Source organism: Blautia sp. An46, assembly GCF_002161645.1.
GTDB lineage: Bacteria > Bacillota > Clostridia > Lachnospirales > Lachnospiraceae > Blautia > Blautia ornithocaccae.
On sequence record NZ_NFIF01000038.1, the window covers coordinates 1 to 15,558 of the forward strand.

Here is a 15,558-nt window from a genome sequence, read left to right on the forward strand (position 1 = left end):
TGTCTCTATTATAAGGCTCTGGAATATGATTTCCTGTCCCGGAACAGTGATTTCCGTTTATTCGGAATAGAGATTTCCTATCGCCGGACTGGTGATGGAAAATGCCCCGGAATACTCACCAGCCGACAATACAGCGGCTGTACCAGTCAATCACGGCCGTCAGATACAGGAATCCGCGCCGGATGGGGACATAGGTAATATCGATGGACCATGCCTGGTTTGGTCTGTCTATCACTGCATTACGCAGGAGATAGGGACATACCCTGGCCTGCTGCATCCGCTTAGAAAGATTCATTTTCGGATAAATGGGATAAATATCCATCTCATTCATATAACGCCTTGCTTTGCGTCGGCCGACCTGATATCCACGGGCTTTCAGCTGCGCAGACATTTGTCTGGCACCCCAGGTTGGATTATCCGTATGCAGATGGTCAATGATCTCCTTACAGGCCAATTCTTCGTCAGATATTGGCGTGCCTTTATAATAAATGCTGGTACGATTAATACCGAGAAGCCTGGCACCAACAGAAGCGGGGAGCTCTTTAGTCGTCAAAAGGTTTTGGACTAAATTTACTCTCGTAGTCAGGTCCGCAAATTTCTTCAGATTTTTTTTTGAGCCAGTCCACCTGCATGGTTAACTGACCGACTTTCTTGGCATACGCCGCTTTCTCTTTCCGTTCTTCGGCAAGTTTTTCTTTGAGGTTCTCCTCACGCTTGTCATCGAACACAAGGGATGCATTGTTAAGGAACTCTTTTTTCCAGTTCCGCAACAGATTTGGCTGGATGTTATTTTCTGCTGCAAGGGTATTGAGATCTTTCTCTCCCTTTAACAGCTCAATAACAAGATCTGATTTAAATTTGGCGCTGAAACTTCTTCTTTGTCTGGACATAGTAATGAATCCTCTCTTTCGTATTGATTTTAGTATATCAGATTCATTAAAAATTGTCCGAAAAAGTGTCTTAATTTATGAGACCATTATAATGTTTCGTGATCTTCTATAACGGGTCAGAGCCCCAGCCGGACAGGAAGATCCTGCGGCTGTCGGATCTCTATACGGTAAGGATGAAAGAAACACAGTTGGAGCTGACAGCAGTGTTGCTGAACATCAACCGGAATCATAACCGAGAGTTGATGGAAGCCTGCCGGGACCTGAAGGATTATGCAGAATATGTAGCTCGGGTGCGGAAATATGCAAGAGAACTGCCCTTGTCAGAGGCAGTGGAACGTGCCATCACAGAGTGTATCCGGGAAGGGGTCCTGAAAGAATTTCTGGAGAAGAACCGGGCGGAGGTGAAGAAAATGAGTATATACGAATACGATCAGGAAAAACATATCCGAATGGAGAGGCAGGAGGCCTGGGAGGATGGAATGCAGGAAGGAAGAAGGGAAGGAATAAAGGAAGGAGAACTCCGTGGGAGAAACGCCCAGCTTAGTGAACTGATTAAGAAAAAGCTCGCCAGGGGAAAAAGTATTTCCAGAATAGCAGAGGAGCTGGAAGAAACAGAGGAGCGGATACAGGAACTGATCCTGGAATATGGTTTGGAGGAATAAAATCTTCGAAGAGGAGTATAAGTATAAAGACAATGCCATTGCCTTTTTTGAAAAATTGCAGAAGATCTTAGGTGAAAAGGTAAAAGGGCTGTATATTGTACCTGGAAACCGTGATAAGATTCGAAATGTTATGGATAAATCTGTAATCGAAAAATATTATGCTCCCAAAAAGGAAGGTAAAAAGCAAGAATTCTACCGGCAATATTGGAAACACCTGAAAAGGGGATCCATTCCTGCTCCCTGCTTTGTGATTTTTGTAATGGAGCAGAGCCCCAGCCGGACAGGAAGATCCTGCGGCTGTCGGATCTCTATACGGTAAGGATGCAAGAAACACAGTTGGAGCTGACAGCAGTGTTGCTGAACATCAACCGGAATCATAACCGGGAGTTGATGGAAGCCTGCCGGGACCTGAAGGATTATGCAGAATATGTAGATCGGGTGCGGAAATATGCCAGAGAACTGACCTTGTCAGAGGCAGTGGAACGTGCCATCACAGAGTGTATCCGGGAAGGGATCCTGAAAGAGTTTCTGGAGAAAAACCGGGCGGAGGTGAAGAAAATGAGTATATACGAATACGATCAGGAAAAACATATCCGAATGGAGAGGCAGGATGCCTGGGAGAAGACCAGGATAGAGTACGGGAATTGGCTGAAAAGCCTACCCAGTAAAGAAAATTACTCCGAAGAAGACAGGAGAGTATTATGAGCAAAAAGAAGGGCATACAGCCGGGACTTCGTTCCCTTTCGAAAACTGAAAAGACGATTTTGATCCTGCTGTCCAGAGATCTTTTTAAAACTTCCAGGAGTATACCACAAGATCCGGACTGGGAAGAGGTGTATCAGGAATGTCTCCGCCAGTCCGTGCCCATTCTTGTATGGAATGCACTGGATAAGGCTCAGATTCCCGTGGATACTGTAGAAAGGTGGAAAAATACAGTGATTGCTTCTGCCTATCATAATCTTCAGGTGGCCTGGCAGCATTTATTGGTTGACAGACTTATGGAGAAAGGCAGGATTCCCTATGTGATACTGAAAGGTTCTGCTTCTGGGGCTTACTACCCAGCTCCCATGGATCACATTATGGGAGATGTGGACTTTCTGGTAAGCCCAGATCATCTTGAAAGAGCCGGAGAAATTCTGAAGGCGGAAGGCTTTAGCCCCTGGGAAGAGGAGCATATCTGTCATGTGGTTTACCGAAAGGAGAATATACATCTGGAGATGCACTTTGAGCCTGCCGGGGTCCCTTATGGGAAACCGGGGGAACTGGTCAGGGAGTATATGAAAGATGTAATGGAGCAGGTCCGGGAAATCCAGGTGGAAGGTGAGAAATTGAGAGTTCCTTCCCGGTTCCACCACGGTCTGATCCTTCTGCTCCACACCAGCCATCACCTTACCGGTGAAGGGATCGGACTCCGCCATCTCTGCGACTGGGCGGTGTTTGTGGTCTCTATGACAGATGAAGAATTCCGACAGCTTTTTGAAGAGAAACTGAAGGCTATCGGTATGTGGCGCTTTGCCAGAATCCTTACCCAGACTTGTATCCGTTATCTGGGATGCCCGGCCAGACCGTGGACAGGAAAAGAAGAGCCGGATCTTACAGCGGCTATGATCCGGGATATTTTTGACGGAGGAAATTTTGGCAACAAAGAGGAAAACCGGAAGCAGGAAGCCTATCTGATTTCCAACAGAGGAAAGGATGGGGTAGGAAAACGTTCGATTCTCTGGCAGTTGGCAGCCTCTATGAACGAAGTGGTCCGTACCCATATGCCGGCAGCTCAGAAGTTCCCTGTATTACTTCCACTGGGCTGGGTTTTCTACGGAGGACGATATTGGATCCGTATGATGAAGGGGCAGCGGCCTAAGATACAACCCCGGGAAATGCTGGAGGGGGCTTCTTCCAGAAGGGAGCTTTACCGCCAGTTTGGCTTATTCCAAAGAGAACAATAAAGAAAACACCAGGCAGGGCCTGATGATCATATAACATTACAGATAAGAAAATAAAATAAAATGTGAATTGCACAGGAGGAGATTATGAAGATCTTAATTACCGGAGCAAAAGGATTTGTTGGAAAGAACCTGGTGGCTTCTCTGGAAGCTGTCAGAGATGGAAAGGACAGGGTGCATAAGATCCGGGGACTGGAAAATCCCGGCGACCTTGTACTCTATACCTATGATATTGATTCTACTCAGGAAGATCTGGAAACCTATTGCAAAGATGCAGACTTTGTCTTTAACCTTGCAGGGGTGAACCGTCCAAAGAACCAGGAGGATTTCATGAAGGGGAACTTCGGATTTGCCTCTACTCTTCTGGATACCTTGAAAAAATATGGCAATAAAGCTCCGGTAATGCTCAGCAGCAGTATCCAGGCCAGCCTGGAAGGCCGTTTCGCCGGAAGCGAGTATGGAAAGAGCAAACTGGCAGGAGAAGAGCTGTTTAGGAAATACAGCCAGGAAAACGGAGTAAAGGCTCTCATCTACCGTTTTCCCAATCTTTTCGGCAAGTGGTGCCGTCCCAACTACAATTCTGCAGTGGCTACTTTCTGCAATAATATTGCCAACGACCTGCCGATCCAGGTAAATGACAGAAGGACAGAGCTGGAGCTTTTATATATTGATGACTTAGTAGAGGAAATGTTCCTGGCATTAAATGGGGAGGAGCATAGAGATGAGGCGGGACATTGCTATTGCCCTCTCACCTATAAGGCTACTTTGGGACATATCGTGGATCTTCTCCATGAATTTAAAGAGAGCCGGGAGAACCTTTCCGTACCGGATATGAGCGATGGATTTACAAAGGTTCTTTACAGCACTTACCTGTCCTACCTTCCTGCAGATGGATTTTCCTATCCTCTGAAGATGAACAAAGACGACCGGGGAAGCTTTACGGAAATCCTCCGTACAGCGGACAGAGGACAGATTTCCGTAAATATCAGTAAACCTGGTATTACCAAGGGCCAGCACTGGCATCACACCAAAAATGAGAAATTTGTGGTAGTTTCCGGTCACGGGCTCATCCAGCTGCGGAAGCTGGGGGTAGATGAGAATGGACAGCCTTATCCGGTGGTGAACTATGAAGTCAGCGGAGAGGAGATTACCGTAGTGGACATGATCCCCGGCTATACCCACAATATCATCAATCTTTCCGATACGGAGAACCTGGTTACCCTGATGTGGGCCAACGAGACCTTTGATCCCCAGAGACCGGACACTTTCTTTGAGTCGGTGGAGGAAAAATAAAATTCTCCTGCAGGGACCATGTGAAAAATTCCGGACAGGAATGAAGATAGAAAGACTGTAAGAACAGATCAGAAAGGCAGGGAAATAAGAATATGCACGAGATACATGAAAAGAATAAAGGAAAATTAAAGCTTCTGACCATTGTAGGAACAAGACCGGAGATCATCCGTCTCTCTGAGGTGATCAAACTCTGCGATGTGTACTTTGACCAGTACTTCTGCCATACCGGACAGAACTATGACAAAGAACTTTACGACTTTTTCATCGAAGGTCTGGGCCTTCGCCAGCCGGACTACTATCTTTCTGCTGTAGGAGAAAATCTGGGACATACAGTAGGAAATATTATCGCTAAATCCTATGATCTTATGGTTGAACTGAATCCCGATGCGGTTCTGGTACTGGGAGACACCAACAGCTGCCTGGCGGCCATCCCTGCCAAACGCCTTCATATCCCTGTATTCCACATGGAAGCCGGAAACCGCTGCGGCGACCTGCGGCTTCCGGAAGAGATCAACCGTCACATTGTGGACGTTACAGCAGATGTAAATATGTGCTACAGCGAGCATGCAAGAAGATATCTTCTTTCCGAGGGCATGCCTGCAAAGCAGACCTATGTTACCGGCAGCCCTATGGCAGAGGTCCTTACCGCCAACTTGGAACAGATCCAGGCTAGCAATATCCTGGAAGAACTGGGACTGGAGGAGAAGAAATATATGCTCCTTTCTGCTCACAGGGAAGAAAACATCGACTCCGAGAAATCTTTCTATGAACTCTTTAACGCCATTAATGCACTGGCAGAAAAATATCAGATGCCGATTCTGTACAGCTGCCATCCAAGAAGCAAGAAGTTCATAGAGCAGAGAGGCTTTAAGCTCCATCCCCTGGTAATTCAGCACAAGCCGTTAGGTTTCCATGATTACAACAACCTTCAGATGAACGCATTTGCCGTAATCTCCGATTCCGGTACACTGCCGGAAGAAAGCTCCTTCTTTACATCCGTAGGAAAACCATTCCCGGCCATCTGTGTCCGCACCAGTACCGAAAGACCGGAAGCTTTGGATAAAGGCTGCTTCGTACTGGCAGGAATCACCGAGAAGGAAGTACTTCAGGCTGTAGACGTGGCTGTGGAGATGGTGAAAAACGGACATAATGGAATACCTGTGCCCGATTATGTGGATACCAATGTAAGTGCTAAGGTTGTAAAGATCATACAGTCCTATGTGGGCATTGTGAATCGGATGACTTGGAGGAAGTATTAAGGAATAGTGGCGAAGTTATAGATGACATTGCTAGAATGAAAATATTTTTGGACAGGATAGTCTAATTGGTATTGTGATTTCGTGAATACTATACTATAATTTTAATTACAAATCTTTTCAGAGAAGAGATGAAGTTAGGATATGTTGGAAAAAGACGCTTTTTTCAGGAAATTTAAAGTGGAGAAGGAATTTGAAGATTCCGATCTGGAATGGTCTGTCTTAGAGAATATCTATGATGATTATATTTCTCGCAGAAGAGAAATAGAGGCATGTGCAAGAAATTTGGAGAATTATATTCGAAAGAATTTTAATGCTTCGTTCCACTCTATTCGCTGTCGGACCAAGGATCCGGAGCATTTGATTGAGAAAATTATACGGAAGAGGGGAAAAGAACAGAATAAGAAGTACGAGGGAATAACAATTGCCAACTACCGGGAAATTATCAGAGACCTGATTGGGGTAAGAATTTTGGTACTTGCTAAGGAAGAATGGATTGGAATTTATAATGGGATAACGGAGTGTTTTGCATCATCAGAAAAAGAAGATCCTGTTCATTATATTGCAGAAACACCAGTAGCTTATACAAGATACGGGGACAGAAATATTTTTCAGGATAAGATATATGTAGAGCACACCAATAAAGGATACCGATCACAACATTATATCGTAAAGTTCCAGGATTATTACTGCGAGATTCAAGTCAGGACTCTGGCAGAAGAGGTATATGGAGAATTTGACCATAAGGTCAAGTATCCGTACCGGGAAGATAATAAATTCTTGGTTCGTTACACAACTACCCTTTCCCAGCTGCTGGGCTCTGTGGATGAGCTGATCTCTACCTGTTTTCAGATGGATGCAGACGGATGGGACAATTGTAGCCAGTATTATGAAGGAGATAAATATATTGACTGGAAAAATATTTCCCAAAAGACTCAGGCACAGATAAGGGAAAAAGAGTATATTGAAAATGATACATTGGATAAAATAGATATGGGAACATATTCAAATAACATTATTCTAAGAAAGGGTTAAGCGTATGTTAGCAGGAAGGGTTTACACAAATAAAAACACTGCAGAAAGAAGAAATAGATTGATCGATGAGATACTGCGGGGAGTGAAGAAAAAGGATACCCTGCCTAATTCTTCTTTTTCTTTCGACAAGGAGACGCAGGCAGCATATTTTGCACAGACACGCAGAAATATGAAGTCTGATATGGCATACGCAACTATGCATCACGGAAGCCAGACAGATGACTTGAAAGTTTCAGAGGTGATGAACAGTGGGAAGTTACAGAGAAACAGAGCGTGATTACAGATATATCTTAGAAAAAGTCGGACCGGAGAAATTCCGTGAAAGATTGGATGAGATGCTGGATTCTGCGAACCTGTATATCAGAGAAGCAGGATATGAGAAACACGTGGTCTGCAATGAAAGAATTATGCTGAACGTTCTGCTGGATTATTATGCAGACATTTTTCGGTTGAAAGAGTTTCATGATATTCAATATGTGAGAACAGAAAAGATATTTGCCTATACTGCTGCATGGATTGTAAAGAGGAAACCTCTGCAGTTTATTCATGACACAGATGAGGAGAAAGATATCTTTGTTAATGAGAGATTTGCGGTTTTTCTGCTCCTTAATGAATGTCTGCTCTGCGGCGAAAAGAGATTTGTAGCAAAAGAAAACAAGCAGAAGCTGGATGAATATATTGACCTTCTGCTTTATTATCTGAAATATAGAGAGTGCAATCCTCAGGTACTGGAACTTGCCATAGAATCTTTTAAGATGGGAACTTTGGTAGAGTAGTAATAATGTACTTCCGGTTCTAGAAAGATAGCTGTAAAATAATAATGCGATTAGACATAAAATGCTCCAGCCCTTTGCAAGCTGGAGTATTTTACTATACACTATATACGAGAATTAGAAAGGCAGGGCTATCTTGTAAAAGCTCAGAGCTAGTCTGTGCTTCTACGCTCTATATTTCACTGCCGACAGCCGATGCCGTGACTGCCATTATAGGTGAAACTTGGAGCTTAGGAAATCTGAAGGAATATTTGGCGCTTACTTAAGAGGATAGAATAATTACAAGAGAAGGGGGAAGGTATGGACTCAAGATTTAATCATACGGATATGGATTTTAAAAATATTATTATAAAAAGACTGTATATAAAATGTACTGTTCTGATTAGTTTAGTGATATATGTTGCCATTATGATTATATTTGGAATTCGGGGAGAGCTTTGGGCGATTGTGGGGTATTTAGGGATTTTAGTGGATTTAGCGTATACAATTCATTTTACGTCTAAAAATCCGTTTCCTTTTTCCGTCTCTTCCCAGGATTATGAAGCAATTTTAACGCTATTGAGCAATAGCGATAAAATGAAATGTTTTCAATATACAGAAGCGTTATATACTTTAAGCCCAATATTGGACAGGCTTCTATATGAAAATAAGCAGACAGATGAGTATTATCATAAAAATTTATCTTTGTTACAAGCATTATTACACCATAAGAAATCAGTATTATCAAAAGAAAAGGATATATTTGCAGCTAAGTGTAAAGAATTATTGTATGCATATCAGGAAAAATCTGAGAAACTTCCATTTGACTATGGGGATATTAACTTAATTAATGTGGAAAAGAAAAAGTGGTTTTCTTATATGACTAGCTTATTTCCAGGAAATATAGTTACAGGAATTATTATAGCAATATTAGGTGCTTATTTTATTTATAAAATTATTATTACGTTATTAAGCATAAAGAATCCGGAATTCTTGGAAGAAAATTATCTTCACTATTTTATATATAATGTGGGGGCAGATTTAATTGCGACTGTAACTTTTGTAATTGATTATATTCGATCACGTAACCACAATAGTGGCAACTCATGAGTATGTAGTGTGGGCAGAAATTTAATGAATGTTCTAGGGACCTTCTTTTGTTTACCTGAATTCCAGACTTTGGAAATTATCCAGAAAAATAAAAGAGTGTGAGAATTCCCTGTTGAAAACCACCTCATAAAGCAACATAGAGTCGCTGAAAAAATAGGGCTGTAAATAAAAGGATAATGCCGAATCTTTTATAGCAGTTAATAAGGAAGGAATCTATGGTGAAAATATATTTAGGAAAGATTGCCTAAATATATTACTGATGTGTAATTACCAGTTAGTATTTGAAAAAGCAGTACAGGAGAGAATGTGATGTTTTCAGAGTTTTTCTGCAGTTGTTTTTTGTATCCGGCCATGTATGACGGAGCAAAGCTTGGAGCTGGCAAGATATGGAGTTTTCTTTCAGATAAGAAAAAGAGCGGCCAGTTATCTTCTACAGATATAGAATTATATAATCTGATAGAAAAGGTTTCCAGAAAACTGGCTGGTAGCTATTCGGATGATAGTATTTATTCTGTATGTGAGATATTGTGTAATACATGGCTGAGAAAGAGAAGTTTTGGGCTGGAAGATATCCGAGAAGCATTGAAACTGATAGGAATAGCTCATTCTAAAGAGGAACTTGTTTTATGGAAGGAATTTTTAGACAGAAATATTAGTCAGATAACATTGGAATTAAAGAAAGCAGGACATACAGAGCCGGATGATGAGAAAAAATATGTGATAAAGAATCAACAGGTTAGAAACAGGGAATATATATTTGATCTCAGTGATTGCCCTGTAAAAATCAAAGAAGAACTGTCTGAGATTGTGCTGGCAACTGATGCGACAGATTTTTGTGATGAAAATTGGTTGTATGCGGAGATTCTTATACAGCAAATTGCATTTGCTTAAAGGAAAGCTTATGGAAAGCCATCCGACCTTGCTGCCTGCAGCTTAGGATCGCTATACCAGTTATTTGCAAAGGAGAAAATATCATGAAATTACATCTGGCAGGTAAGATTATTGTATCTATACAGATCCTGCTTTCGGCAGTACTTTTATTGCTGCTGAAAATAAGCGGATTTGTTCCTGAAACTTACTTCTTTATTCTGCTGATCATTCTTGCAGCGATGGCAGTCTTTAATATGTTCCTGCAGTTTCGGAAGAGCAGGATTTTCATACTGGGGATCGTGTTGAGTATACCGATCATCGCCTTTTCCGTCCTGGCAATAGCAGGTGTGCTGTATGCGGTCAGATTTATGGACAGGATTGCCGGCATTGACTACCAGACTTACGATATGGTAGTGGTAGTAAAAGCCGAAGACAAGGCCGAACAGCTTCAGGATATTGCCAATTATCGGTTCGGGATACAGACTGGTTCTGATACAGAAAATACGGAAAAGATGATCCAGGATATTGAGACAAATCTTGGAAGGGCTGTAAAGATCCAGGAATATGATAATATCCAGCAGGAGGCCCAGGCTCTGTTATCCGGCAGAGTGGAGGCGGCAGTTTATAATAATGCCTTTTCCGGAATCCTGGAAGAATACATAGATGGATATGCGGACCAGGTAAAGGAAATCTACAGATACGGGGTGGAGGTCCCGGTGGAAGCAGATTCTCAGGAGCCTGAGGATACTCAGGAATCTTTTAATCTTTACATAAGCGGGATCGATGTGGACGGACCTATTTCAACTACCAGCAGAAGTGATGTGAACATCATTGCCTCTGTAAATCCTCAGGAACATAAGATTCTTCTTACTTCTACCCCAAGAGATTATTTCGTGACTATTCCCGGTATATCAGGAGAACAGAGAGACAAGCTGACTCACGCGGGGATTTACGGAGTGGACAAATCTATGGAGACTCTGGAAAATCTTTACGGAATAGACATCACCTACTATGTGAAGGTGAATTTTACATCTGTTGTGGCCATCGTAGACGCCCTTGGAGGCGTAGATGTGGATTCCCCTTATGAATTTTCAACCTCTGAGTATCACTTTAATCAGGGAGTAAATCATCTGGACGGAGATATGGCTCTGGCATTTGCCAGAGAAAGATACAGCTTTACCTCAGGCGATAATCAGAGAGGCAGGAACCAGGAGATCCTTTTGACTGCTTTGATCCAGAAAGCCCTGAGCCCTGCTATTCTGCAAAGTATGGGAAGTCTTATAGACACCCTGGGCAGCAGCGTAGAGACCAACATGAGCCGGGAACAGATGACGGCTTTGATCAGCCGACAGCTGGCGGAGGGAAGCCAGTGGACTATAGAATCTACAGCTGCCATAGGGGCGGGAGATACCCAGGCCTGTTATTCCTCAGGGAGCCAGCCCTTGTATGTAATGTGGCCCAATGAGGACTCTGTAGAGAATATTAAGGCGAAGATAGAGGAAGTTATGAAATAAAAGATAATTTAGGGTCTTCACATTTTCCGTAGCAGACAGTAAAATAAAATTGGAATAAAAAAGAAAGCAGTGTGTTATTATAAACGCATATGAGAAAACGGTAATATGAATTCAATAATTGAAAAAATAACCCTATATGATTTTTTTGGATACTTGATTCCGGGATCTGTTTTTATGTCTCTATTGTTAGTTCGGCTTATTCAGGAGCTGGGCAGTGATGGGCTGACAGATCTTAAGGATTTTAAATCTCAGCTTACGGTGCTCTTTTTGCTGTGGAGTTTTCTGAGCGGCTTAATTTTGTCAGAACTTGCAAGAGTGATTTCAGACTTTGCCGATAAACGAGGATTGAAAGACAGATATGTGAATTCAGTAAAAAAAACTGCAAATATTGATGGATCTATGCTGAAAGAAGCTATAAAAAAAAGTAAGCTTGTGGAAAATGGAGATTTGATTCAAAATACCGACCTTTTAAACTATCTTCCAATGATCTATGGAACTGTTCAGTCAGATGAAAAATATAAACGACTGCACAATTATGCTTCTTCTGAAACGATGTATAAAAATTTGACGGCGGCAGTTCTTTTAGGTGGGATACCGGAAATCCTTTTTTTGCCACAGAAACTTCAATGTGGGATTATAGCGGGTATTGTTGTGGTCTGGATTCTTTCTGTAATCCTTCTAATGCGCCGATACTATAGGTTCCGGATAAAGAAATCTGCCTATTCTTTGATTTGGTTTATTGAGAAATACCAGAGCTGCTTTACAGCAGAAGAACAGAGAGGGAATGAAGCATAATCTGTATAAAAATGAAAATATTGGATATATGTTTTTTGTGATATTATAATAAAATGATGTTTTTTACATTGTTTTTTTGTTAAAAGCGTTGAAAAAAATATTGTGATGTTTTATAATTGAATCGTCAGTTTTTGGCCTAAGAAAAAGCATAGTATAGTATTTACAGGAGACAGGCGACGAAGAAGTTGGTATACCAGCGACAGACCTGTCTTTTTTAACATTTCTCCAATTGAAAGAACATAAATTTATTCCCATAATAATATAAATTAAGAGATGCAAAAAAATAGTACTTTTTATTTGCTTATAATTGAGTGATCAGAGGCAAAGTATCGACTTTTGAGAGCTGCTTTATATTGAGACGAAAGGACGTATGCAATGAAGAATTTTAAATCCATAAAAATTATTCATAATATTGAGAATAGGATTGAATTTCTATTTTTTGCGGAGTTTTTTCGTCTATGCGGCATTTTCGTAGGGGAGTATATTTATTATGCTCCTGAATATGCAGAAAATATAAAGAGCGGGGAAATAGATGATGAAGATAGTGTCAGAGAGATTGAATATGCCAGAGAGCCTCAGGACGAATGTGATGCAGAGTTATATGTAGGATTAGATATCAGCGATTCTATGGGGATTTTTTCGAACAATACAGTTTTTCTGAGAAAGAGCTGGGATTTTGTTTTGGGGAATGAATATTCAAAACATTTTTCTGAACTGGAAAATAACATCCAAGAAGAAATACTGCGTCTTATACTAAAGGAACTTGCGGGCGTTTTGGAGGAAAAAGGTATTCCTCTGGACTTGAAAACTTTTAATAAGATTGGGTATATTTATGTGAAATATCATTTAATGAAATATTTGGCTGATATGCAGTATTTCAGGGTGTATTGCGACAGACATACAAGAGCGTTGGACGTCTTTTCTAATGTAGAATCTGAATTGCGGGAGATATGTAATAATACTCAGGAAAATAATAGGTATTATAATTACGCGAGGATATATTGCGCATCAAAGGCCAATTCGGCAGGTATATATAACAGGATAGGAATTCCATATGCTGTGGAGGAGCTGGTAAATGAGTGCAGAAAGCTTATTAATTCAGAGACCGATTTCAGCAATGCAAGTGTTTTATTAGGGCTTATATATGAAAATCTGCCTCAGTATAGTCACGAAGCAATCAAAGCATTTGAACAGGCATTAGAAACGGTAGAACCCTATCGATATGCATATCACATTTACTATTGGCTGGGAAAACGTTATGAAGTCTATGACTCAAGGCTGAAATATGCAGAAAAAATGTATTTGCGGGCCAATGACCATAAAGAGCGTTTTCGTAATTTTTATAAGCTGGGTATGATTAACTTTAAACTGGATCAATATGAAGAATCTGTAGAATACTTTAAAAAAACACTGCAGCAGTTGAATTTAAAGAAACAGAAGCAATATTTGGATCCGTTGGAGATAAATTATTATTATAAATCCAGCAGTATGATCAGTTATATTTACTGTTTTTGCAGAGAAGACCCTGAAAAAGCAATAAAATATAGTAATAAGGCTATAAAACTTATACGAAGCTTGGAGAATAATCGTTATTTTAAGGATTTTTATAATAATGAAGCAGACACATATCAGAGCATAACCAAGGAACAGGTCAATGAAAAAAAGATATATCAGTACCTATCTAGATCTTACAGAAAGCTTGGCAAGATAGAAGAAGCAGATAAATGGAGACAGAGAGCAGGAGAAGAATAGCTGAATGAAATGAGAAAAGAAGGTAGAGATACCTTCTTTTTTTGATAAAAGGGAGGAAAAAATGAGCGATAAGTATGGAAGAGAAAGATTATTAATCATAGACGGAGAACTGGCAGAAGAAGAACAGAAACAGGAAATCCAGTATCAGTTGTATCATGACTGCTATATGTATGCGCTGAGGAGTATTTTAAAAGATACTCTCTGGAAATGGGTATACCAGTGCGCTGAAAGCGCCTGTCCGGTGTTTTGGAAATCACCTGTCCGGAAAGAGGAAATCATGGTTTCGGACAGATAATGATTGCGGCGGAGCCGCCATCCTGAAGACTAGAACCTCCAGGATGGGGACACCAGTTGGCTGTTAACGATTATTCGCTCATCGCCGGATCCAATCCGTATACTTCTCTCATAGAGCGATAGTTGGAAGGGTCAGTCGGAACGATATTGATCTTGTAGGCATCGTGCATGATGCGGTCAAGGATGGCTTCAGCAAGAGGGCTGTCATCGCCACCGAGCTGGTCGTACCATCCGCTGGGATCGTACTGGGAGCAGAAGATCGTGGAGGATTTCTTCCGTCTTCTGTGGAGCAGTTCCAGGATGTCATGTTGTTCCGCTTCCGTCGGCTTCAACAGGAGCCATTCATCAATGATGAGCAGGACGGGGTTGGCATACTTGGCCTGAACCTTCTTGTAGGTGCCATCTGTACGCGCCAGATCAAGCTCCAGGAGCATATCGGGCAGGCGCACATACTTTGTTTTATAGCGCTGTTTGCAGGCTTCCATACCGAAAGCGCAAGCCATGTAGGTCTTCCCGCTCCCGGTAGCACCCGTGATGAACAGATTCCGGTGCTCCGTGATGTACTCACAGGTTGCGAGACGTTCGATCAGGCTGCGGTTAAGCTTCCGGCCGGAAGTATAGTTGATATCAGCGATGTAAGCTTCCGGATGATCGAACCCGGCTCCCTTGATCAGACGCTTCAGGCTGTTGCTCTTGCGGTTATTGTATTCAATGTCGACCAGAAGGCCGAAGCGATCCTCGAACGGAACATCCTTCATCCTGGGATCATCCATCTGTGTGATAAAGGCATCTGACATAGAAGTCAGCCGCATTTCAATAAGTTTGTCGATTGTGCTCTGATTGGTCATGGTTCTTACCTCCTGTAGTAGTCAGCACCACGAGTGATGGCGTGCTTGTTCTGAGTTGATGCAGAGTCTGAAGTCTGCAGCTCCGGTTCAATCTTTTCCTGCCCGGCTGCCAAGATGTTTTTGATACTCTTGTAGCTGGGGCTTGCTGTGTAGGAAAGCGCCTTCCGGCACGCTGCTTCCAAACGCTCAGCAGAGTATTTATCTGCCAGTTTCAGAAGCCCCATACAGCTTCGGTAGGACTGCTGCTCAACCCTCTGGGAGGCAAGAATCGCATGAACAACCTTGCACGTATTGGTCCCAATCCGCTCAGCCCATTTGCGGAAACGGTCACCGTTCCATTCCAGATATTTCTGGTGATCGGCAGGCATATGTTCCGTAACAGTGCTGTATTGCCCCTTTCGGCCATACAGACGGCGGTGGGAAGCAATGCGGTTGTAATTGTAAAAGATTTCGATAATAGTGTCAGTTACCCGCACATCCACCTTGCGTTTGATGTATTCGTAAGGAACGGAGTATAGCATTCCGTCGACGGATATGTGAAATG

General features: G+C 42.0%; 19 protein-coding genes. 15 read left to right on the forward strand and 4 right to left on the reverse strand.

All coding sequences use genetic code 11. The annotated features are described in order from the left end of the window. Nucleotides 1-115: 115 nt before the first annotated feature. Together B5G00_RS19890 and B5G00_RS19460 are read right to left on the reverse strand one after the other, a co-directional pair. Nucleotides 116-331, reverse strand: coding sequence for a DDE-type integrase/transposase/recombinase (locus B5G00_RS19890; protein ID WP_242971428.1), 216 nt, complete (start codon nt 329-331; stop codon nt 116-118). A gap of 211 nt (nt 332-542) precedes the next feature. Further along, complete coding sequence (locus tag B5G00_RS19460; RefSeq protein WP_070088837.1) at nt 543-890, reverse strand: transposase; 348 nt, start codon at nt 888-890, stop codon at nt 543-545. 98 nt (nt 891-988) lie between these two features. Here B5G00_RS19460 and B5G00_RS18085 point away from each other — a divergent pair, with 98 nt between their 5' ends. From B5G00_RS18085 to B5G00_RS18155, 15 genes are all read left to right on the forward strand, one after another. After that, the gene (locus B5G00_RS18085; protein WP_087275029.1) at nt 989-1,552 is read left to right on the forward strand and encodes a hypothetical protein; all 564 of its coding nucleotides are present in this window, start codon (nt 989-991) and stop codon (nt 1,550-1,552) included. Further along, nucleotides 1,536-1,871 carry a hypothetical protein gene (locus tag B5G00_RS19715; RefSeq protein ID WP_087275030.1) on the forward strand — a complete coding sequence of 112 codons (336 nt, stop codon included), beginning with the start codon at nt 1,536-1,538 and terminating at the stop codon, nt 1,869-1,871. Before B5G00_RS18085 ends, B5G00_RS19715 begins: the two co-directional genes overlap by 17 nt. Nucleotides 1,872-1,888: 17 nt before the next feature. Beyond that, nucleotides 1,889-2,257, forward strand: a complete 369-nt coding sequence (locus B5G00_RS18095) for a hypothetical protein (RefSeq protein ID WP_162613532.1) — start codon at nt 1,889-1,891, stop codon at nt 2,255-2,257. Then, nucleotides 2,254-3,498: a nucleotidyltransferase domain-containing protein gene (locus tag B5G00_RS18100; protein WP_087275032.1), complete on the forward strand. Its 1,245-nt coding sequence runs from the start codon at nt 2,254-2,256 to the stop codon at nt 3,496-3,498. Before B5G00_RS18095 ends, B5G00_RS18100 begins: the two co-directional genes overlap by 4 nt. 84 nt (nt 3,499-3,582) lie before the next feature. Next, nucleotides 3,583-4,788, forward strand: a complete 1,206-nt coding sequence (locus B5G00_RS18105) for a capsular polysaccharide biosynthesis protein CapF (RefSeq protein WP_087275033.1) — start codon at nt 3,583-3,585, stop codon at nt 4,786-4,788. Between the two features lie 92 nt (nt 4,789-4,880). Next, nucleotides 4,881-6,047 carry a non-hydrolyzing UDP-N-acetylglucosamine 2-epimerase gene (gene wecB / locus B5G00_RS18110; protein WP_087275034.1) on the forward strand — a complete coding sequence of 389 codons (1,167 nt, stop codon included), beginning with the start codon at nt 4,881-4,883 and terminating at the stop codon, nt 6,045-6,047. Nucleotides 6,048-6,224: 177 nt separating this feature from the next. After that, nucleotides 6,225-7,079: a hypothetical protein gene (locus tag B5G00_RS18115; protein ID WP_242971427.1), complete on the forward strand. Its 855-nt coding sequence runs from the start codon at nt 6,225-6,227 to the stop codon at nt 7,077-7,079. Between the two features lie 58 nt (nt 7,080-7,137). Continuing rightward, nucleotides 7,138-7,356 carry a hypothetical protein gene (locus B5G00_RS18120; protein WP_140403187.1) on the forward strand — a complete coding sequence of 73 codons (219 nt, stop codon included), beginning with the start codon at nt 7,138-7,140 and terminating at the stop codon, nt 7,354-7,356. Then, nucleotides 7,328-7,855 carry a hypothetical protein gene (locus tag B5G00_RS18125; protein WP_087275037.1) on the forward strand — a complete coding sequence of 176 codons (528 nt, stop codon included), beginning with the start codon at nt 7,328-7,330 and terminating at the stop codon, nt 7,853-7,855. The genes B5G00_RS18120 and B5G00_RS18125 overlap by 29 nt, the downstream gene beginning before the upstream one ends. A 297-nt stretch (nt 7,856-8,152) precedes the next feature. Next, nucleotides 8,153-8,941 (forward strand): hypothetical protein, encoded by a 789-nt coding sequence (locus tag B5G00_RS18130; protein ID WP_087275038.1) that lies wholly within the window; start codon nt 8,153-8,155, stop codon nt 8,939-8,941. Between the two features lie 309 nt (nt 8,942-9,250). Then, nucleotides 9,251-9,832: a hypothetical protein gene (locus tag B5G00_RS18955; protein WP_087275039.1), complete on the forward strand. Its 582-nt coding sequence runs from the start codon at nt 9,251-9,253 to the stop codon at nt 9,830-9,832. 83 nt (nt 9,833-9,915) lie between these two features. Continuing rightward, entirely contained in the window at nt 9,916-11,325 is a 1,410-nt protein-coding gene (locus B5G00_RS18140) for an LCP family protein (protein ID WP_087275040.1), read from the forward strand. A gap of 174 nt (nt 11,326-11,499) precedes the next feature. Further along, nucleotides 11,500-12,120 carry a hypothetical protein gene (locus B5G00_RS18145; protein WP_140403189.1) on the forward strand — a complete coding sequence of 207 codons (621 nt, stop codon included), beginning with the start codon at nt 11,500-11,502 and terminating at the stop codon, nt 12,118-12,120. Between the two features lie 681 nt (nt 12,121-12,801). Then, nucleotides 12,802-13,872 (forward strand): tetratricopeptide repeat protein, encoded by a 1,071-nt coding sequence (locus tag B5G00_RS18150; RefSeq protein ID WP_162613533.1) that lies wholly within the window; start codon nt 12,802-12,804, stop codon nt 13,870-13,872. 61 nt (nt 13,873-13,933) lie between these two features. Continuing rightward, entirely contained in the window at nt 13,934-14,167 is a 234-nt protein-coding gene (locus B5G00_RS18155) for a hypothetical protein (protein WP_087275043.1), read from the forward strand. Between the two features lie 70 nt (nt 14,168-14,237). Here B5G00_RS18155 and B5G00_RS18160 read toward each other — a convergent pair whose 3' ends face one another. Continuing rightward, nucleotides 14,238-15,014, reverse strand: coding sequence for an ATP-binding protein (locus tag B5G00_RS18160; protein WP_087275044.1), 777 nt, complete (start codon nt 15,012-15,014; stop codon nt 14,238-14,240). A gap of 5 nt (nt 15,015-15,019) precedes the next feature. Then, a partial coding sequence (locus tag B5G00_RS18165; protein ID WP_442856368.1) for a Mu transposase domain-containing protein occupies nt 15,020-15,558 on the reverse strand: 539 nt, incomplete at its 5' end.